The 18,766-nt window shown below is 63.6% G+C and carries 18 protein-coding genes; 16 read left to right on the top strand and 2 right to left on the bottom strand.

Features of this window, described 5'->3' with window-relative positions; all coding sequences use genetic code 11:
- Positions 1–144: 144 nt before the first annotated feature.
- A complete protein-coding gene (rne, locus tag RR51_RS22400; RefSeq protein WP_177328680.1) occupies positions 145–3,399 on the bottom strand; it encodes a ribonuclease E in 3,255 nt (1,084 codons plus the stop codon).
- A gap of 799 nt (positions 3,400–4,198) precedes the next feature.
- Here rne and rluC point away from each other — a divergent pair.
- From rluC to sppA, 3 genes are read left to right on the top strand one after another with little or no spacing between them, the layout of a single operon-like run.
- On the top strand, positions 4,199–5,155 hold the full coding sequence (rluC, locus tag RR51_RS22395; RefSeq protein ID WP_013971570.1) for a 23S rRNA pseudouridine(955/2504/2580) synthase RluC: 957 nt from the start codon (positions 4,199–4,201) through the stop codon (positions 5,153–5,155).
- Between the two features lie 3 nt (positions 5,156–5,158).
- On the top strand, positions 5,159–5,833 hold the full coding sequence (locus tag RR51_RS22390) for an HAD family hydrolase (RefSeq protein ID WP_039614721.1): 675 nt from the start codon (positions 5,159–5,161) through the stop codon (positions 5,831–5,833).
- 6 nt (positions 5,834–5,839) lie between these two features.
- The gene (gene sppA / locus RR51_RS22385) at positions 5,840–6,829 is read left to right on the top strand and encodes a signal peptide peptidase SppA (RefSeq protein ID WP_039614720.1); all 990 of its coding nucleotides are present in this window, start codon (positions 5,840–5,842) and stop codon (positions 6,827–6,829) included.
- Between the two features lie 145 nt (positions 6,830–6,974).
- On the opposite strand, the gene RR51_RS22380 is transcribed toward sppA, so the two are convergent.
- A complete protein-coding gene (locus RR51_RS22380) occupies positions 6,975–7,553 on the bottom strand; it encodes a Maf family protein (RefSeq protein WP_039614719.1) in 579 nt (192 codons plus the stop codon).
- Positions 7,554–7,649: 96 nt separating this feature from the next.
- Between RR51_RS22380 and RR51_RS29625 the strand changes: the two genes are divergently transcribed.
- From RR51_RS29625 to RR51_RS22315, 13 genes are all read left to right on the top strand, one after another.
- Entirely contained in the window at positions 7,650–8,177 is a 528-nt protein-coding gene (locus tag RR51_RS29625; RefSeq protein ID WP_012313431.1) for a YceD family protein, read from the top strand.
- A gap of 13 nt (positions 8,178–8,190) precedes the next feature.
- Positions 8,191–8,373, top strand: a complete 183-nt coding sequence (rpmF, locus tag RR51_RS22370) for a 50S ribosomal protein L32 (protein ID WP_003247154.1) — start codon at positions 8,191–8,193, stop codon at positions 8,371–8,373.
- A 3-nt stretch (positions 8,374–8,376) separates the two neighbouring features.
- The gene (gene plsX / locus RR51_RS22365; RefSeq protein ID WP_082044745.1) at positions 8,377–9,387 is read left to right on the top strand and encodes a phosphate acyltransferase PlsX; all 1,011 of its coding nucleotides are present in this window, start codon (positions 8,377–8,379) and stop codon (positions 9,385–9,387) included.
- A 252-nt stretch (positions 9,388–9,639) separates the two neighbouring features.
- Entirely contained in the window at positions 9,640–10,578 is a 939-nt protein-coding gene (fabD, locus tag RR51_RS22360; RefSeq protein ID WP_082044744.1) for an ACP S-malonyltransferase, read from the top strand.
- A gap of 15 nt (positions 10,579–10,593) precedes the next feature.
- Positions 10,594–11,334 carry a 3-oxoacyl-ACP reductase FabG gene (gene fabG, locus RR51_RS22355; protein ID WP_003247160.1) on the top strand — a complete coding sequence of 247 codons (741 nt, stop codon included), beginning with the start codon at positions 10,594–10,596 and terminating at the stop codon, positions 11,332–11,334.
- Between the two features lie 203 nt (positions 11,335–11,537).
- The gene (gene acpP / locus RR51_RS22350; protein ID WP_013971576.1) at positions 11,538–11,774 is read left to right on the top strand and encodes an acyl carrier protein; all 237 of its coding nucleotides are present in this window, start codon (positions 11,538–11,540) and stop codon (positions 11,772–11,774) included.
- A 188-nt stretch (positions 11,775–11,962) separates the two neighbouring features.
- Positions 11,963–13,207, top strand: a complete 1,245-nt coding sequence (gene fabF, locus RR51_RS22345; protein WP_015269411.1) for a beta-ketoacyl-ACP synthase II — start codon at positions 11,963–11,965, stop codon at positions 13,205–13,207.
- Positions 13,207–14,022 (top strand): aminodeoxychorismate lyase, encoded by an 816-nt coding sequence (gene pabC, locus RR51_RS22340; RefSeq protein ID WP_039614717.1) that lies wholly within the window; start codon positions 13,207–13,209, stop codon positions 14,020–14,022. The genes fabF and pabC overlap by 1 nt, the downstream gene beginning before the upstream one ends.
- A 4-nt stretch (positions 14,023–14,026) precedes the next feature.
- Positions 14,027–15,229 carry an endolytic transglycosylase MltG gene (mltG, locus tag RR51_RS22335; RefSeq protein WP_039614716.1) on the top strand — a complete coding sequence of 401 codons (1,203 nt, stop codon included), beginning with the start codon at positions 14,027–14,029 and terminating at the stop codon, positions 15,227–15,229.
- Positions 15,230–15,238: 9 nt separating this feature from the next.
- The gene (gene tmk, locus RR51_RS22330) at positions 15,239–15,871 is read left to right on the top strand and encodes a dTMP kinase (RefSeq protein WP_039614715.1); all 633 of its coding nucleotides are present in this window, start codon (positions 15,239–15,241) and stop codon (positions 15,869–15,871) included.
- Positions 15,864–16,850, top strand: coding sequence for a DNA polymerase III subunit delta' (locus RR51_RS22325; protein WP_015269415.1), 987 nt, complete (start codon positions 15,864–15,866; stop codon positions 16,848–16,850). The genes tmk and RR51_RS22325 overlap by 8 nt, the downstream gene beginning before the upstream one ends.
- 30 nt (positions 16,851–16,880) lie before the next feature.
- A complete protein-coding gene (locus tag RR51_RS22320; protein WP_013971582.1) occupies positions 16,881–17,663 on the top strand; it encodes a TatD family hydrolase in 783 nt (260 codons plus the stop codon).
- A gap of 411 nt (positions 17,664–18,074) precedes the next feature.
- The gene (locus tag RR51_RS22315; protein ID WP_003247170.1) at positions 18,075–18,710 is read left to right on the top strand and encodes a TetR/AcrR family transcriptional regulator; all 636 of its coding nucleotides are present in this window, start codon (positions 18,075–18,077) and stop codon (positions 18,708–18,710) included.
- Positions 18,711–18,766 lie beyond the last annotated feature (56 nt).

Here is an 18,766-nt window from a genome sequence, read left to right as displayed (position 1 = left end):
AAGCCGCTCCCACAGGGACTTCATTGGGCCTGGGGGTGGGCCCTGTGGGTTTACCCGCGAAGAGGCCGGTACAGGAAAAACGCCCAGCCAAGAAAAAGCCCCGCCAGTGCGAACTGGCGGGGCTTTTTCATTCAGCCTTGGCTATCAACCGTGATGAGGCTTTTGCTCATCGCTGGCTTCCAGGGCTGGCTCCTCGGTGGCTGCAGCAGCTTCCTGTGCGGCCTTGGCGGCAGCCTCGGCCTCACGCTTGCGGCGACGCACTTCACGCGGGTCGTTCGGCGCACGGCCGTTGGCCAGCATGACAGTGGCAGGTTCCACCGCCGCAGGGGCTTCGACCGGTGCAGGCTCGACGGCCACTGGTGCAGGCTCGGCCACCACTTCTGGCTGGGTTTCGACAACCGGAGCAGGTTGCTCGGTAACCGGAGCGGCTTCGACCACGGTCGGGGCCTGCTCGATTTCACCGGCTTCGACGGCAGGCGCTTCGACCGGTGCTTCGGCAACCACTACCGGTTCGGCAGCAGGTGCTTCGTCGACCGCTGGCTGCGGAGCGACTTCGACCACTGGCTCGGCAGTTGCTTCGACCACGGCTACAGGCTCGCTGACCGGCTGCTCGACCACTGGGGCCTCGGCCACTTCTTCAGCCTTGGCGGCAGCTTCGACCTGCTCGAACTTCTCAGCCTGCTCGACCGGCTGGGCGACTTCGGCGGTGGCAAGCTCGGCCTGCTGGTTGGCCTGGGCTTCGGCGTCGGCACTGATGTTGCTGCTGGCGACAGCGGCAGTCACGGCCAGGCCGGCGGCCAGTTCGGCACCCAGCTCGGTGGCTTGGTGCTGTTGTGGCTGCTCTTCGCTGCCTTCTTCCTCGCTGCCATCGATCAGCTCGCCGTTGGCGTTGCGCTGACGCTCACGACGGTTGCTGCGACGACGCTGGCCACGGGAACGGCGGCGCGGGCGCTCGCCATCGGTGCCTTCCTGTTCGTCCTGCAGCAGCTCCTCGTTCGGCAGTTGCTCTTCGGCCAGCTCGGCAGCCTGCTCGGCGGCTTCTTCGGCTACGCGTGGCTGACGCTCTTCGCGTGGTGGGCGAGGGGCACGTTCTTCGCGTGGAGCACGTTCTTCACGAGGAGCACGTTCCTCACGAGGAGCACGTTCTTCGCGAGGTGCGCGTTCTTCACGTGGAGCACGTTCTTCACGAGGTGCGCGCTCTTCACGTGGTGCGCGTTCCTCGCGAGGTGCACGCTCTTCACGTGGGGCACGTTCTTCACGGGCTACACGTTCCTCGCGCGGCTGACGTTCTTCACGCTCGGCAGGGGTGGCGTCCAGTGGCTCGCGCAGTTCGCGCACGCGCTCTTCGCCACGGTTGCCGCGGCGGTCTTCGCGTGGCTGGCGTGGAGCACGCTCTTCGCGTGGAGCACGTTCTTCACGCGGTGCACGCTCTTCGCGTGGGGCGCGTTCTTCACGTGGTGCACGCTCTTCGCGCGGGGCACGTTCTTCACGAGGAGCACGTTCTTCACGAGGTGCACGCTCGGCACGCTCTTCACGCGGCTTGCGCTCTTCGTCGCGGCGGCCGTTGCGGTTGCGGCTTTGCTGGCGGCCGTTGCGGCGTTCTTCGTTGCGTGGGCTGCGCTCGGCGGCCGGCTTCTCGGTGGCAGTGACAACCGGCGCGGCGGCAGGCTCTTCCTTGCCGGCGAACAGGCTTACCAGCGACTTCACCAGGCCCTTGAACAGGCTTGGCTCCGGGGCGACCGGGGCAGGGGCGACCGGTGCGGCTGGCTGCGGTTCTTCGACAGTGGCCGGTACCGGCGCGTTGGCGCGGGCCGGGGCGGTCTTGACTGCGGCTTCCTGGCGAACCAGGGTGCGGGTGGCGGTCGGCTGCGGCGCTTCTTCGGCTTCGGCGGCGGCGATCTCGTAGCTGGACTGGTTGCTCAGCACTTCCGGGTTGTCGTCGCGCAGGCGCTGGACTTCGAAGTGCGGGGTTTCCAGGTGATCGTTCGGCAGGATGATGATGCGCGCACGGGTACGCAGTTCGATCTTGGTGATCGAGTTGCGCTTCTCGTTGAGCAGGAAGGCAGCCACCGGGATCGGCACCTGGGCGCGAACTTCGGCGGTGCGGTCCTTCAGGGCCTCTTCTTCGATCAGGCGCAGGATGGCCAGCGACAGCGATTCGACGTCACGGATGATGCCGGTGCCGGAGCAGCGTGGGCAGACGATGCCGCTGCTTTCGCCCAGCGACGGGCGCAGGCGCTGACGGGACATTTCCAGCAGGCCGAAGCGCGAGATGCGGCCGACCTGGACGCGGGCGCGGTCGGCTTCCAGGCACTCGCGAACACGTTCTTCGACGGCGCGCTGGTTTTTCGCCGGGGTCATGTCGATGAAGTCGATGACGATCAGGCCGCCGATGTCACGCAGGCGCAGCTGGCGGGCGATTTCCTCGGCCGCTTCCAGGTTGGTCTGCAGGGCGGTTTCTTCGATGTCGCTGCCTTTGGTGGCGCGCGCCGAGTTGATGTCGATCGACACCAGGGCTTCGGTCGGGTCGATCACGATCGAACCGCCGGACGGCAGGTCGACCACGCGCTGGAAGGCGGTCTCGATCTGGCTTTCGATCTGGAAGCGGTTGAACAGCGGCACGCTGTCTTCGTAGAGCTTCACCTTGCTGGCGTACTGCGGCATGACCTGGCGGATGAAGGTCAGGGCTTCTTCCTGGGCATCGATGCTGTCGATCAGCACTTCGCCGATGTCCTGGCGCAGATAGTCGCGGATGGCGCGGATGATGACGTTGCTTTCCTGGTAGATCAGGAATGGCGCGGCGCGGTCCTGGGACGCTTCCTTGATGGCGGTCCACAGTTGCAGCAGGTAGTCGAGGTCCCACTGCATTTCTTCGCTGCTGCGGCCAAGGCCGGCAGTGCGCACGATCAGGCCCATGTCGCCCGGCACGGTCAGGCCGTTCAGGGCTTCACGCAGTTCGTTGCGCTCTTCGCCTTCGATGCGGCGGGAAATGCCACCGGCACGCGGGTTGTTTGGCATCAGTACCAGGTAGCGGCCCGCCAGGCTGATGAAGGTGGTGAGGGCGGCGCCTTTGTTGCCACGCTCTTCCTTCTCGACCTGGACGATGACTTCCTGGCCTTCGCTCAGTACTTCCTTGATGTTGACCCGCCCTTCGGGGGCTTTCTTGAAGTATTCGCGGGAGATTTCTTTCAGCGGCAGGAAGCCGTGACGTTCGGAGCCGAAGTCGACGAAGGCGGCTTCGAGGCTGGGTTCGATGCGGGTGATCTTGCCTTTGTAGATGTTGGCCTTTTTCTGCTCGCGCGCGCCGGACTCGATGTCCAGGTCGTAGAGACGTTGGCCGTCCACCAGGGCTACACGCAACTCTTCGGGTTGAGTCGCGTTAATCAGCATTCTTTTCATGTTGTACCGTCGGTTTCCGGGCTGCCGGAAACGGCGTTCGGCACACACGACGTCTCATGGTCGGTGCCAAGGTGCGCAAAGGGTGGCCGGGCCACCCCCGTGTCGAGCAACGTTCGGCACCAGCCGGTTGCCCAGCCTGCCGTTGTCGCGACGACGCGTCCTGTTTGCTGCGGTGCCAACAAGGCCCCGGTGGCTTCGAATTGGAATCCGAATCAACCAAGCGGGCCTTGTGCACTCAGTCAGGAGGAGGAATCAACCGTCAGCCGTGGACGCCCGGGGGCATCTGTTCAGGACCTTATCCGCTCGCCAGCCGCTCAGTGGGCTGGTAGGCCGGACGCGGTGCTACACGGTCCGAGGGCTGTGCATCTCCACCCTGCACGTATCCCTGATAATTCGGGTGCTGCCGCGCGCTGAATCCGCAACGGGTTGCATTTTTCGCCAGCGCAGGTTCTGCGCTGGCGCCATTCATGTCCAAGGCAGGTATTTCCGAAGCATTCGCCGGGCGTTGCGTGGAAGCGACGGGGCGGGCAGAGGTGCAGCGAAAAGAATCGGGTAAGCAGGTGAAACACCGCACTTGTCGTTTTTTTTCGGTCTTCTCTACACAGCGCTGGTGGCGATTCCAGGCAATTCGGTAAACTGGCGAAAACCCCGTAGGACGGCCTCGCGTCCTGGAGAATTGCGTTGGTCAGGGACCGGCTCGGAGCCTGGTGCCGCTGGCCTGCCGCTTTTGGCGGCGTTCGCGACTATAGCAGCAATGATTAAGTGCTTCAATTCCATAAAAAATTGTTATGATCCCGCCATGACGACCAATACCCCTCCGACTTCCGGCGTTCAGCTGATCGAAGTCGCGCCGGAGCTTGCCGGCCAACGCATCGACAATTTCCTCATCACGGCCCTCAAGGGCGTGCCCAAGACCTTGGTGTACCGCATCCTGCGCAAGGGTGAAGTACGGGTCAACAAGGGCCGCGTCAAGCCGGAGTACAAGATCCAGGCCGGCGACATCGTGCGGGTACCGCCCGTCCGCCTGCCGGAGCGTGACGAGCCCGCGCCGGTGGCCCAGGGCCTGTTGCAGCGCCTGGAAGCGGCCATTGTCTACGAAGACAAGGCGCTGATCGTGATGAACAAGCCGGCCGGCATCGCCGTGCATGGCGGCAGCGGCCTGAGCTTCGGCGTGATCGAGGCGCTGCGCCAGTTGCGCCCGGACGCCAAGGAGCTGGAGCTGGTGCACCGCCTGGACCGCGACACCTCCGGCCTGCTGATGATCGCCAAGAAGCGCAGCATGCTGAGGCACCTGCACGCCGCATTGCGTGGCGACGGTGTCGACAAGCGCTACATGGCGCTGGTGCGCGGCCACTGGCCGACCTCGAAGAAGCAGGTCAGCGCGCCGTTGCTCAAGAGCAACCTGCGCTCCGGTGAGCGCATGGTCGAGGTGAATGACGAGGGCAAGGAGGCGCTGACCCTGTTCCGCGTGCTGCGCCGCTTCGGCGAGTTCGCCACCATTGTCGAGGCGCGCCCGATCACTGGCCGTACCCACCAGATCCGTGTGCACACCCTGCATGCCGGGCATATGATCGCTGGCGACAGCAAGTACGGCGACGAAGACTTCAGTCGTGAAATTCGCGACTTGGGCGGCAAGCGCCTGTTCCTGCATGCCTATGCGCTGACCGTGCCGCTGCCGGACGGTGGCGAGCTGAAGCTCGAGGCGCCGGTGGATGAAGTCTGGGCGAAAACCGTTGAACGTCTGAGTGCGTCCTGATCCATGAAAAAAGGCTATGAGCTACTGATCTTCGACTGGGACGGCACGCTGGCCGACTCGATCGGACGTATCGTCGAGGCCATGAACGCCGCCGCCGAGCGTGCCGGTGAGGCGCAAAGCAGCGAGGATGCGGTCAAGGGCATCATCGGCCTGGCTCTGGGCGAGGCGATCCACACCCTGTACCCGCACCTGGCGCCTGCTCAGGTCGAAAGTTTTCGTCAGCACTATGCCGATATCTACATGGCTCTGGACCAGCAGCCCTCGCCGCTGTTCGAGGGCGTGGTCGAGTCGCTGGATGCCTTCCGTGCCGAGGGTTACCGCCTGGCGGTGGCCACCGGCAAGGCGCGTCGCGGGCTGGACCGGGTGCTCAAGGCCAATGGCTGGGAGCAGTTCTTCGACATCACTCGCGCCGCCGACGAAACTCGCGGCAAGCCGCACCCGCTGATGCTCGAGGAAATTCTCGGGCATTGCGGTGTCGAAGCAGGGCGTGCGCTGATGGTTGGCGATTCGGCATTCGATCTGCAGATGGCCAGCAATGCCGGCATGCATTCGGTGGCCGTGGGCTATGGTGCCATGTCGCTGCAGGCACTGGCCGAGTTTGGTCCGCAGGTGTGCATCGATCATTTTTCCCAGTTGCGTGAGTGGCTGGGTGGTTCCGCAATTCCATTTCCAAGGTAGGTAAGCATGGCAGACGAATGGAAAGCCCCCGAGGCCGAACCCGAGGAGCGCGAAGAGCGCAAGAGCTGGAAACTGCTGGAAAAGACCCTGCTGGCAGGCGTTCAGGAGCAGCGCCGGGCGCGACGCTGGGGGATCTTCTTCAAGTTGCTGACCTTCGTCTACCTGTTCGGCATCCTGATCCTGTTCACGCCGTTGATGGACATGGACAAGGCGGCGTCGCGCAGTGCCAGCCATACCGCGCTGGTCGAGGTGCGCGGGGTGATTGCCGACCAGGAGCCAGCCAGCGCCGACAATATCGTCAAGAGCCTGCGCGAGGCGTTCAAGGACAGCAAGACCAAGGCTGTGGTGATGCGCATCAACAGCCCGGGAGGCAGCCCGGTGCAGTCGGGTTACGTGTATGACGAAATCCGCCGTCTGCGGGCTGAATATCCGGCCATCAAGCTGTATGCGGTCATCGCTGATCTTGGGGCTTCCGGAGCCTACTACATCGCCAGTGCGGCGGACGAGATCTATGCCGACAAGGCCAGCTTGGTGGGCTCGATTGGTGTGACGGCGGCCGGTTATGGCTTTGTCGGCACCATGGAGAAGCTGGGTGTGGAGCGGCGTACCTACACTGCAGGCGAGCACAAGGCCTTCCTCGATCCGTTCTCGCCGCAGAAGCCGGAAGAGACCGAGTTCTGGCAGGGCGTACTGAATACCACGCACCAGCAGTTCATTGCCATGGTCAAGCAGGGGCGGGGTGAGCGCCTGAAGGACAAGGAGCATCCGGAGCTGTTTAGTGGCCTGGTCTGGTCGGGCGAGCAGGCCAAGGAGCTGGGCCTGGTGGATGGGCTGGGCAGTGCCAGCTATGTGGCGCGCGAGGTCGTGGGCGAGAAGGAGTTGGTGGACTTCACCGTGCAGGAATCGGCGCTCGATCGCTTCTCCAAGCGCGTTGGCGCCAGCGTGGCTGAGCGCCTGGCGATGTGGATGGGCTTCCAGGGGCCGCAGTTGCGCTGATCCGGGTTGCCGGGGGGGGGGGGGGGCGCTTTGCGCCCCTTCGCGGGCATGCCCGCTCCCACAGGGATCGCGCAAGGCCCGCAGGTTGCGACACGCCTGTGGGAGCGGGCGTGCCCGCGAAGGGCCGCAGCGCGGCCCCAAAATCTCAGGGAATCACCACCCCTTCTCTGGTCAACATATCCACCAATCTAATCAGCGGCAGCCCGATCAGGCTGGTCGCATCGCACCCGTGCGTACTCTGGAACAGGCTCACTCCCAGGCCCTCGGCCTTGAAGCTGCCAGCGCAGTCCAGCGGCTGTTCCGCCGCCACATAGCGCTCCACCCGCTGCCGGTCCAGTTCGCGCAGGGTCACGGTAAACGGCACGCAGTCCACCTGGCAGTGCCCGGTGGCGCTGTTCAGCAACGCCAGCCCGGTCAGGAAGCTCACCTGCTGCCCGCTGCACTCCAGCAGTTGCTCGCAAGCCCGCTCGAAGGTGTGCGGCTTGCCCAGTACCTGCTCGCCCAGCACCGCAACCTGGTCCGAACCAATGATCAGGTGCCCGGGGTGGCTGCCTGCCAGGGCCTCGGCTTTTTGCCTGGCCAGCCGCCGCACCAGCTCCGCCGCCGGTTCGTCATCCAGGCGTCGCTCGTCTATATCGGGGCTTGCCCAGGTGAAGGGCAGGCGCAGGCGTGCAAGCAGTTCGCGGCGGTAGGCAGAGCTGGAAGCCAGTAACAGAGGAAGCATGGTAGACTCCTGAATCGGTTGAACAAATTCTATCACGCACGATGCCGCCGAATTTCCTTTGACAGGGGCGGGGGGCATCCCTAGAATGCTGCGCCTATGTTGAATGACCCGATTCCACCTCACGTTGACCCGCGCAAATTAGCCGATCGTGGCGTAACCCTTAACGGTTCGCTGCAGCTCGCTGATTTGGAAAGACTCTGCGACCCGCTTTCCGACAATGTCGGTACGGTGCAGGCGAAGTTCGATTTTGAACGAGATGAACAGCACGTGGTGGTTATCCACAGCGAGCTGGACGTCGAGGTCAAGATGGTTTGCCAGCGTTGTCTTGAGCTGGTCACCCTGCCGATCCACAGCGAATGTACATACGCCGTGGTGAAGGAGGGTGCGAATACCCAGTCGTTGCCGAAAGGCTATGACGTGCTGGAACTGGGCGAAGATCCTTTGGATCTGCAGGCATTGATCGAGGAGGAGCTTCTGCTCGCCTTGCCAATCGTGCCTGCTCATCATCCGGAAGAATGCCAGCAGCCGGCGGGCGCAGACGAGCCCGAATCGAGCAAGGACGAGGTATCGCGGTCCAACCCGTTCAGTGTTTTGGCGCAGTTAAAGCGTGACCCAAACGTTTAGGAGTTAATCAATTATGGCTGTTCAGCAGAACAAAAAATCCCGCTCTGCCCGTGACATGCGCCGTTCGCACGACGCCCTGTCGGAAAACGCGCTGTCGGTAGAGAAAACCACCGGTGAAGTACACCTGCGTCACCACGTTTCGCCAGAAGGCGTATACCGTGGTCGCAAAGTGGTCGACAAGGGCGCTGACGAGTAATCCTTGTCCGCTCAGATCATCGCGATCGACGCAATGGGCGGGGACTTCGGTCCCCGCAGCATTGTCCAGGCTAGCATTGCCTGCCTTTCGGCTACCCCCTCGCTGCACCTGACCCTCGTCGGTCAACCCTCTCTCCTCGAAGATCTTGTCAGCGGCCTTGCGGCTGCGGATCGCGCGCGCCTGCAAATCGTGGCCGCCAGCGAGGTGATCGGTATGGACGAGCGGCCATCCCAGGCGCTGCGCGGCAAGCCGGACTCGTCGATGCGCATCGCCCTCGAACTGGTGCGCGACGGCAAGGCCGAGGCCTGCGTCAGCGCCGGCAATACCGGGGCGCTGATGGCGCTCTCGCGTTTCGTGCTCAAGACACTGCCAGGTATCGACCGGCCGGCCATGGTGGCGGCGATCCCGACCCAGGCCGGTTACTGCCAGTTGCTCGACCTTGGCGCCAACGTCGACTGCAGCGCCGAGAACCTCTACCAGTTCGCCGTGATGGGCTCGGTGGCGGCCCAGGCCCTGGGTGTGCAGCGGCCGCGCGTGGCGCTGCTGAACATCGGTACCGAGGACATCAAGGGCAACCAGCAGGTCAAGCTGGCGGCCAGTCTGTTGCAGAACGCCCGCGGGCTCAACTACATAGGCTTCGTCGAAGGTGACGGGTTGTATCGCGGCGAAGCCGATGTGGTGGTGTGCGACGGGTTCGTCGGCAACATCCTGCTCAAGTCGAGCGAGGGGCTGGCGACGATGATCGGTGCGCGCATCGAGCAGTTGTTCAAGGGTGGCGTGTTGTCGCGGGCAGCCGGGGCTGTAGCCATGCCGTTGCTCAAACGCCTGCAGGCCGACCTGGCACCGGCGCGGCACAATGGCGCGAGTTTCCTGGGGTTGCAGGGCATCGTCATCAAGAGCCATGGCTCGGCGGGGGTGCAGGGCTTCCAGAGTGCCATCCAGCGGGCGTTGATCGAGATCCAGGAAAACCTGCCGCAGCGCTTGCATGGGCGGCTGGAAGATTTGCTGTTGTAGCCTGTGCCGGCCTCTTCGCGGGTAAACCCGCTCCCACAGGTGCCCCATAACCTTCAGGTCTGTGGTGCCCCTGTGGGAGCGGGTTTACCCGCGAAAGGGCCGGTGCTGAAGGAATAAAGACCTTAGGCATATCGCCGCTGAAGTGCTTAAATGTGACCGCTTGGTCCGCGTCTCCATCCAAGTTTTCAGATTCCGCGTCTGGCTAATGTCCGGCGCACCCTATCCGACGACAAGATCATAAGGGCTTGTTCAATGTCTGCATCTCTCGCATTCGTCTTTCCCGGTCAAGGTTCCCAGTCGCTGGGCATGCTCGCCGAGCTCGGCGCCGAGAAGCCAGTGATCATCGAAACCTTCAAGGAAGCGTCCGAGGCACTCGGTTACGACCTGTGGAAGCTGGTCCAGGAAGGCCCGGAAGAGCAACTCAACCAGACCGACAAGACCCAGCCGGCCATTCTCACCGCCTCCATCGCGCTGTGGCGCCTGTGGCTGGAGGAGGGTGGTGCCAAGCCGGCCTTCGTCTCCGGTCACAGCCTGGGTGAATACAGCGCCCTGGTTGCCGCCGGCAGCCTGAGCCTGAAAGATGCCGTGCGCCTGGTCGAGCGCCGTGGCCAGCTGATGCAGGAAGCCGTGCCCGCCGGCCATGGCGCCATGGCCGCCATTCTCGGCCTGGACGACGCCGTGGTCGTGGAAATCTGCGCCGAAGCGGCCGAAGACCAGGTGGTCAGCGCTGTCAACTTCAACTCGCCAGGCCAAGTGGTCATCGCCGGCAACAAGGCCGCCGTCGATCGCGCCATCGAGCTGTGCAAGGCAAAGGGTGCCAAGCGCGCCCTGCCGCTGGCGGTCAGCGTGCCGTCGCACTGCGCGCTGATGAAGCCGGCTGCCGAGCGCTTTGCCGAGTCGGTCAACGCCATCGAGTGGCACGCCCCGCAAATTCCCGTGGTGCAGAACGTCACCGCTGCCGTTGCCGCTGACCTTAATGCCCTCAAGCACGACCTGCTGGCGCAGCTGTACCAGCCAGTGCGCTGGGTCGAATGCGTGCAGACCCTGGCCGCTAACGGTGCGGTCAACCTGGTCGAGTGCGGCCCGGGCAAGGTCCTGGCCGGACTGAACAAGCGTTGCGCCGATGGTGTGACCACCTACAACCTCAATACCCCTGACGCCGTCGCCGCCACCCGCGCGGCACTGGCCTGATTTGGAGAAGCTTGCATGAGCCTGCAAGGTAAAGTTGCACTAGTCACCGGCGCCAGCCGTGGCATTGGCCAGGCCATCGCCCTCGAGCTGGGCCGCCAGGGCGCGACCGTGATCGGCACCGCCACTTCGGCTTCCGGCGCCGAGCGCATTGCTGCCACGCTGAAAGAGCACGGCATCACCGGTACCGGCATGGAGCTGAACGTGACCAGCGCCGAATCGGTTGAAGCTGTGCTGGCCGCCATCGGCGAGCAGTTCGGCGCGCCGGCCATCCTGGTCAACAACGCCGGTATCACCCGTGACAACCTCATGCTGCGCATGAAGGACGACGAGTGGTTCGACGTGATCGATACCAACCTGAACAGCCTCTACCGTCTGTCCAAGGGCGTGCTGCGTGGCATGACCAAGGCACGATGGGGCCGTATCATCAGCATCGGCTCGGTCGTCGGTGCCATGGGCAACGCCGGCCAGGCCAACTACGCGGCCGCCAAGGCCGGCCTGGAAGGCTTTAGCCGCGCCCTGGCGCGTGAAGTGGGCTCGCGTGGCATCACCGTCAACTCGGTGACCCCGGGCTTCATCGACACCGACATGACCCGCGAGCTGCCAGAAGCGCAGCGTGAAGCGCTGCAGACCCAGATCCCGCTGGGCCGCCTGGGCCAGGCCGACGAAATTGCCAAGGTCGTTTCGTTCCTGGCATCCGACGGCGCAGCCTACGTAACCGGCGCTACCGTGCCGGTCAACGGCGGGATGTACATGTAACACTGCAACTCAATGTGACGGATTTCGTAAAAAAAGAGTCATACTGCGAGCCTAAAATCCGTTATAAAGCTGCAACCAGATTCCAGGCAGTGGGTGTGGGGGTTGGTGTGAAGGCGTGTTTAGCTTGAAAAGCGAACGTCTTTCTATAAAATTAGCCACCGGCCAGCTGCCTGACATATGTCCATTAGGAGTGAAAACTAGGTATGAGCACCATCGAAGAACGCGTCAAGAAAATCGTCGCCGAGCAACTGGGCGTCAAGGAAGAGGAAGTGACTCTCGAGAAGTCCTTCGTCGATGACCTGGGTGCCGATTCGCTTGACACCGTTGAGCTGGTGATGGCTCTGGAAGAGGAATTCGAGACCGAAATCCCTGACGAAGAAGCCGAGAAGATCACTACCGTTCAAGCTGCCGTAGACTACGTCAAAGCCCACCAGGCCTAAGACGCTGTAGTCGACGCTTCTTGTCGGGAAAAACCGCACTGCCTTTGCCGGCGTGCGGTTTTTTCTTTGCGAGCACCCTGCGTTTTGCAGGTTGGTCTCGTTCACCGGGTATCAAGAGCTTGTTGCCATTTCATTCCATCGCTTGAATGCAATGGCAAGAAACTCTGTCATTAGAAAAGGAGAGTACTGTGTCGCGTAGACGCGTCGTGGTCACCGGTATGGGTATGCTGTCGCCACTGGGTACTGATGTACCGAGCACCTGGCAGGGCATTCTGGCTGGCCGCAGTGGCATCGGTCCGATCGAACACACGGATCTGTCTGCCTACTCCACCCGTTTTGGCGGCTCGGTGAAAGGCTTCGAGGTCGAGCAATACCTGTCGGCCAAAGAGGCCCGCAAGCTCGACCTGTTCATCCAGTACGGCCTGGCGGCCGGGTTCCAGGCAGTGCGTAATGCCGGCCTGGAAGTCACCGACGCCAACCGCCAGCGTATTGGCGTGGCCATGGGCTCGGGTATCGGCGGCCTGACCAACATCGAAGAAACCAGCCGCACCCTGCACGATTCGGGGCCGCGTCGTATTTCGCCTTTCTTCGTGCCTGGCTCGATCATCAACATGATCTCCGGCTTCCTGTCGATCCACTTGGGGCTGCAAGGGCCGAACTACGCCATCGCCACTGCCTGCACCACTGGTACCCACTGCATCGGCATGGCTGCGCGCAACATTGCCTACGGTGAAGCCGACGTGATGATCGCTGGCGGCGCCGAAATGGCCGCCTGCGGCCTGGGCATGGGCGGCTTCGGTGCCTCCCGTGCACTGTCCACTCGCAACGACGAGCCGACCCGGGCCAGCCGCCCGTGGGACAAGGGCCGTGACGGCTTCGTGCTGTCCGACGGTGCTGGTGCCCTGGTGCTCGAAGAACTGGAACATGCCAAGGCCCGCGGCGCGACCATCTATGCCGAACTGGTCGGGTTCGGCATGAGCGGTGACGCTTACCACATGACTTCGCCGCCCGACACTGGTGAAGGTGCTGCCCGTTGCATGGCCAACGCCTTGCGCGATGCCGGCATCCAGCCGGAAGAGGTCAGCTACATCAACGCCCATGGCACCTCGACCCCTGCTGGCGACGTGGCCGAAGTGGCGGCGATCAAGCGCGTGTTCGGTGAGCATGCCTACAAGCTGGCGGTCAGCTCGACCAAGTCGATGACCGGCCACCTGCTGGGCGCCGCCGGTGCCGTAGAAGCGATCTTCAGCGTGTTGGCGATCAACAGTCAGATGGCTCCGCCCACCATCAACCTGGACGAGCCGGACGAAGGCTGCGACCTCGACTTCGTGCCGCACCAGGCGCGCAGCATGCCGATCGATGTGGTGCTGTCCAACTCGTTCGGCTTTGGCGGTACCAACGGTTCGCTGGTATTCCGCCGGTTCGCCGGTTGATGCAAAGCTGGATCGATGGCCAGCCGGCGGCTGCAGTCAACCTGCAGAACCGCGGCCTGGCCTACGGCGATGGGCTATTCGAGACCATCGCCGTGCGCGACGGCCGGCCCAGCTTGCTGGACGGCCACCTCGCACGCCTGGCGCTGGGTTGCCAGCGCCTGGCGATCAGTACCGACCTGGCGCTGGTACGCGACGAACTCCTGCGCTATGCCAGCCAGCTCGGTGATGGCGTAGCCAAACTCATCCTTACTCGTGGTGACAGCCAGCGCGGTTACGCACCGGTTGCCGGTGCCGCGCCGCGGCGTATTCTGCAGGGCAGCCCGTTGCCCAGCTATCCTGTCGAAAATGCCGAGCAGGGCGTGCGACTGTTTCCATGCCAGACCCGGCTTGGGGAACAACCGCTGCTGGCCGGCCTCAAACACCTCAACCGCCTGGAGCAGGTGCTGGCCCGTGCCGAATGGCAGGACAGCGAACATGCCGAAGGCCTGATGCGTGATGGGCAGGGCAGGGTGATCGAAGGTGTGTACAGCAATCTGTTCCTGGTGCGCGATGGCGCGCTGTTCACGGCTGACCTCAGCCGCTGTGGCGTCGCTGGCGTGATGCGGGGCGCGTTGCTGGAACAGGCAGTGCTGCAGGGCATCCCGGTGCAGGTCTGCGACCTGCCGTTCGACGCTCTGGAGCAGGCAGATGAAGTATTTGTCTGCAACAGCGTCTACGGTGTCTGGCCCGTGCGAGGCGTTGCCGAGCTAAACTGGTCGCCGGGCCCGCTCACCCGTAAACTGCAGGCCGTTGCCCGTACGTTACTGGAAACCTGAATTCGTGAGACGTAAATTCCTGCTGCTGCTGGAAATGGGCTTGATCCTCGCCGGCCTTGCCGTGGGCTGGTCGGCCTGGAAGGTCAACTCGGTCCTGGAGCAGCCTCTGCACGTGACGCAGGAGCGCCTGCTGGACGTGCCCAATGGCACCACCCCCAACCGCATGTTCTATCGCATGCAGAACGAAGGGTTGCTCGACGACGCCGTCTGGTTGCGCCTGTACTGGCGTTTCAACATGGCCGGCACCCCTCTGCACACCGGTGAGTATCGCCTGACCCCCGGCATGACCGTGGAGCAGCTGTTCGATGCCTGGCGTCGGGCCGACGTGGTGCAGTACAACCTCACCCTGGTCGAAGGCTGGACCTTCCGCCAGGTGCGCGCGGCCGTGGCCAAGCATGAAAAGATCAAGCACACCCTGGACGGGCTGTCCGATTCGGAAGTGATGGACAAGCTCGGCCATACCGGGGTGTTCCCCGAAGGGCGCTTCTTCCCGGACACCTACCGCTTCGTGCGCGGCATGAGCGACGTCGAGTTGCTGCAACAGGCCTATATGCGCCTGGACGAAGTGCTGGCCAAGGAGTGGGCCGAGCGCACCACCGACCTGCCATACCGCGACCCGTACCAGGCGCTGATCATGGCTTCGCTGGTAGAGAAGGAGACCGGCATTCCTCAGGAGCGCGGGCAGATCGCCGGCGTTTTCGTGCGGCGCCTGCGCCTGGGCATGATGCTGCAGACCGACCCGACGGTGATCTACGGCATGGGTGAGCGCTACAACGGCAAGATCACCCGCGCCGACCTGCGCGAGCCGACGCCCTACAACACCTACACCATCACCGGCCTGCCGCCGACCCCGATCGCCATGGTCGGTCGCGAAGCGATTCACGCGGCGCTCAACCCGTCCGATGGCACCAGCCTGTACTTCGTTGCCCGTGGCGATGGCAGCCACGTGTTTTCCGACGACCTCGACGACCACAACTCGGCGGTGCGCGAGTTCCAGCTCAAGCGCCGTGCGGACTACCGCTCCAGCCCCGCGCCGCAATCGCAGCCAGAGCCACAACCACAATCAGGTACCGACGAGGCCGAACATCCCGAAGCCCCTGCCGACGAGTCTACCGCGCAGCCCGCGCCCGACCAGCCGCCTGTGCAGGACGCCCCTGCCGGCGGCGCGCAAGCGGCCGAACGGCCGATGCCTGACGAACAACATTAAGGACTGCCTGTGAGCGGCTTGTTTATTACTTTGGAAGGCCCGGAAGGTGCGGGCAAGAGCACCAACCGCGACTACCTGGCTGCGCGCCTGTGCGAGCAGGGCCTGGACGTAGTGCTGACCCGTGAGCCTGGCGGCACGCCGCTGGCCGAAAAGGTGCGTGAGCTGCTGCTGGCGCCCAGCGATGAAAGCATGGCGGCCGACACCGAACTGTTGCTGGTGTTCGCTGCGCGTGCCCAGCACCTGGCGCAGGTGATCCGGCCGGCGCTGGCCCGCGGGGCCGTAGTCTTGTGTGACAGGTTTACCGATGCGACATACGCCTACCAGGGCGGCGGGCGTGGTTTGCCAGTCGAGCGTATCGCCATCCTGGAGCAATTCGTCCAGGGCGACCTGCGCCCGGACCTGACTCTGGTCTTCGATCTGCCGGTCGAAGTGGGCCTGGCCCGCGCCGCCGCCCGCGGCCGCCTGGACCGTTTCGAGCAGGAAGGCCAGGCGTTCTTCGAAGCAGTGCGCCAGGCCTACCTGCAGCGCGCCGGCCACGAACCACAGCGCTATACCCTGCTTGATGCCGCCCAGCCTCTGGAGGCCGTGCAGCGCTCCATCGATGCGTTGCTACCAGGCATCGTGGAGCGTTGCCGTGGCTGAGGCCTATCCCTGGCAGCAGGCCCTCTGGCAGCAGCTGGCCGGCCGCAGCCAGCACGCTCACGCCTACCTGCTGCATGGGCCGCAGGGTATCGGCAAGCGGGCCTTGGCCGAGCGCCTGATGGCCCGCCTGCTGTGCCAGCAGCCCCAGGGCCTGGAGGCCTGTGGCGCGTGCAAGTCCTGTCTGCTGCTCAAGGCCGGCAGCCATCCGGACAACTTCGTACTCGAGCCCGAAGAAGCTGACAAGCCTATCAAGGTAGATCAGGTACGCGAGCTGGTGGCCTTCGTGGTGCAGACCGCGCAGCTGGGTGGGCGCAAGGTGGTGCTGATCGAGCCAGTGGAGGCGATGAACGTCAACGCCTCCAACGCCCTGCTCAAGAGCCTCGAAGAGCCCTCCGGTGATACCGTGTTGCTGCTGGTCACCCACCAGCCCAGCCGTCTGTTGCCGACCATCAAGAGCCGTTGCCAGCAGGTCGCCTGCCCGCAGCCCAGCCTGGCCCAGAGCCAAGCCTGGCTGGCCGGCGCGCTGCCCGACAGTGACGAGACCGAGCGCGACGAGTTGCTGACCCTGGCTGCCGGTTCGCCGCTGATGGCGGTCAGCTTGCAGGCGCAAGGCGTGCGAGAGCAGCGTGCGCTGGTCACCGACGGGGTGAAGAAACTGCTCAAGCAACAGCAATCGCCCAGCCAGCTGGCCGATGCCTGGAACGGTGTACCGCTGTTGCTGCTGTTCGACTGGTTCTGCGATTGGGCGCACCTGATTCTGCGCTACCAATTGACCCAGGACGAGGAAGGGCTAGGCTTGGCCGATATGCGCAAGGTGGTGCAGTACCTGGCGCAGAAGAGCCGCCAGGCCAAGGTGCTGGAGGTGCAGGCATGGATCCTGGAGCAGCGCCAGAAGGTGCTGGGCAAGGCCAACCTCAACCGCGCCCTGCTGCTTGAATCGCTGCTGGCCCACTGGCTGCAGTTGCCGGGCGCCCGCTGATTTTCATTTTTTCATGTGTGTCGTTATCCCATGCTCGTAGATTCCCATTGCCACCTCGACCGTCTTGACCTGAGCGCCCATCAGGGCTCCCTCGATGCTGCCCTGCAGGCGGCGCGTGAGCGCGGGGTCGGGCATTTCCTGTGTATTGGCGTCAGTGCCGAGAATGCTGGTGCGGTGAAGGCGCTGAGCGAGCGTTACGCCGATGTCGATTGCTCTGTGGGCGTGCACCCGCTGGACCTGGCGCCGGGCGAAACGCCGGCGCTGGAATGGCTGCTGCGCGAGCTGGCTCACCCGCATGTGGTGGCGATTGGTGAAACCGGGCTGGATTACCACTACGAGCCGGAAGCAGCCGAGTTGCAGCAAGCCTCGTTCCGCCTGCACCTGGAGGCCTCGCGGCAGACCGGCAAGCCGGTGATCGTGCATACCCGTGCGGCGCGTGCCGATACCCTGGCGCTGCTGCGCGAGGCCAACCTGCCGCAGGCCGGCGTGCTGCACTGCTTCACCGAAGACTGGGACATGGCCAAGGCGGCGCTGGACCTGGGGTATTACATTTCGTTGTCTGGCATCGTTACCTTCCGCAATGCCGATGCCCTGCGTGAAGTGGCGCGGCAGGTGCCGGTCGATCGTTTGCTGGTGGAAACGGATTCGCCGTACCTGGCGCCGATTCCGTATCGCGGCAAGCCGAATTTGCCGCAGTATGTGCGTGAGGTGGCGGAGTACGTGGCTTCGTTGCGCGGGGCCAGTTATGAGCAGTTGGCCGAACAGACCACTGCCAATTTCAAGCGCTTGTTCCCGTTGGCGCGGGTGGCCTGACTCGAAGGGTTGGCGGGCGCCTGGTGTTCCTCATGCAATCCCCACCAACCCCAAACCTGAACCCCCGGCTTCATTTCCCCTCGAAACACCCAAAAAAAACCCGGGTTCTGGGGGGGGAATCCGGGTTAAGACCATTAGGAGTAAAACAAAGGTACGCGGTCCCTGAGCACCTTTATCGGCGCGCCACTTGGGGGGGATGCGCCGCGCCAACACTTCAAGTATTAGTCAGCTTTGGCGCAGTGCCAGTGCATATTGATCGATTTTTAAACAAATTTGGAATACGCCCACGTTCCATTCCTCCCGCAGCGCATGGCCATAAGCATCGTGAAACACAGACATGCTTGGATGATCCGTGCAATTTCTTGCAAGTTAGGCATAATAAACCGCTTCGATTGTCATCCAGTCCTTCCTATGCAGAAAGAACCTCGTAAGGTCCGTGAGTTTCGCCGTCGCGAACAGGAAATCCTCGACACCGCGCTCAAGCTGTTTCTCGAACAGGGGGAAGACAGCGTCACCGTCGAGATGATCGCCGACGCCGTGGGCATCGGCAAAGGCACGATCTACAAGCACTTCAAGTCCAAGGCGGAGATCTACCTGCGCCTGATGCTCGACTACGAGCGCGACCTGAACGAGCTGTTGCATTCGGCCGACGTCGATCGCGACAAGGAAGCCCTGTCGCGAGCCTACTTCGAGTTCCGCATGCGCGATCCGCAGCGTTACCGGCTGTTCGACCGCCTGGAAGAAAAGGTGGTCAAGGGCAACCAGGTACCGGAAATGGTCGAGCAGCTGCACAGCATACGTGCCTCCAACTTCGACCGCCTGACCCAGCTGATCAAGGGCCGTATCAGCGAAGGCAAGCTCGAAGACGTGCCGCCGTATTTCCACTATTGCGCCGCCTGGGCGCTGGTGCACGGCGCCGTGGCGCTGTACCACTCGCCGTTCTGGAGCAATGTGCTGGAGGACCAGGAAGGCTTCTTCCAGTTCCTGATGGACATTGGCGTGCGCATGGGCAACAAGCGCAAGCGCGACCCGGAACCTTCGAACTGAAGCATCCGCGTTCAGGCAATACGCAGTACCTGTAGGAGCAGCCTTGTGCTGCGAAG

Source organism: Pseudomonas sp. C5pp (genome assembly GCF_000814065.1).
GTDB classification, from domain to species: domain Bacteria; phylum Pseudomonadota; class Gammaproteobacteria; order Pseudomonadales; family Pseudomonadaceae; genus Aquipseudomonas; species Aquipseudomonas asiatica.
The sequence above is the reverse complement of the archived record's forward strand: the minus strand, read 5'-3'. Positions and strand labels throughout refer to the sequence as shown.

What these genes read in the sequence shown, in the direction of transcription:
- RR51_RS22320 (WP_013971582.1), top strand. Translation starts at nt 16,881, where the DNA reads ATGCTCGTAGATTCCCATTGCCACCTCGACCGTCTTGACCTGAGCGCC.
- sppA (WP_039614720.1), top strand. Translation starts at nt 5,840, where the DNA reads ATGGCAGACGAATGGAAAGCCCCCGAGGCCGAACCCGAGGAGCGCGAA.
- rpmF (WP_003247154.1), top strand. Translation starts at nt 8,191, where the DNA reads ATGGCTGTTCAGCAGAACAAAAAATCCCGCTCTGCCCGTGACATGCGC.
- acpP (WP_013971576.1), top strand. Translation starts at nt 11,538, where the DNA reads ATGAGCACCATCGAAGAACGCGTCAAGAAAATCGTCGCCGAGCAACTG.
- fabD (WP_082044744.1), top strand. Translation starts at nt 9,640, where the DNA reads ATGTCTGCATCTCTCGCATTCGTCTTTCCCGGTCAAGGTTCCCAGTCG.
- rluC (WP_013971570.1), top strand. Translation starts at nt 4,199, where the DNA reads ATGACGACCAATACCCCTCCGACTTCCGGCGTTCAGCTGATCGAAGTC.
- RR51_RS22315 (WP_003247170.1), top strand. Translation starts at nt 18,075, where the DNA reads ATGCAGAAAGAACCTCGTAAGGTCCGTGAGTTTCGCCGTCGCGAACAG.
- pabC (WP_039614717.1), top strand. Translation starts at nt 13,207, where the DNA reads ATGCAAAGCTGGATCGATGGCCAGCCGGCGGCTGCAGTCAACCTGCAG.
- RR51_RS29625 (WP_012313431.1), top strand. Translation starts at nt 7,650, where the DNA reads ATGTTGAATGACCCGATTCCACCTCACGTTGACCCGCGCAAATTAGCC.
- RR51_RS22390 (WP_039614721.1), top strand. Translation starts at nt 5,159, where the DNA reads ATGAAAAAAGGCTATGAGCTACTGATCTTCGACTGGGACGGCACGCTG.
- fabG (WP_003247160.1), top strand. Translation starts at nt 10,594, where the DNA reads ATGAGCCTGCAAGGTAAAGTTGCACTAGTCACCGGCGCCAGCCGTGGC.
- rne (WP_177328680.1), bottom strand. Translation starts at nt 3,399, where the DNA reads ATGAAAAGAATGCTGATTAACGCGACTCAACCCGAAGAGTTGCGTGTA.
- RR51_RS22380 (WP_039614719.1), bottom strand. Translation starts at nt 7,553, where the DNA reads ATGCTTCCTCTGTTACTGGCTTCCAGCTCTGCCTACCGCCGCGAACTG.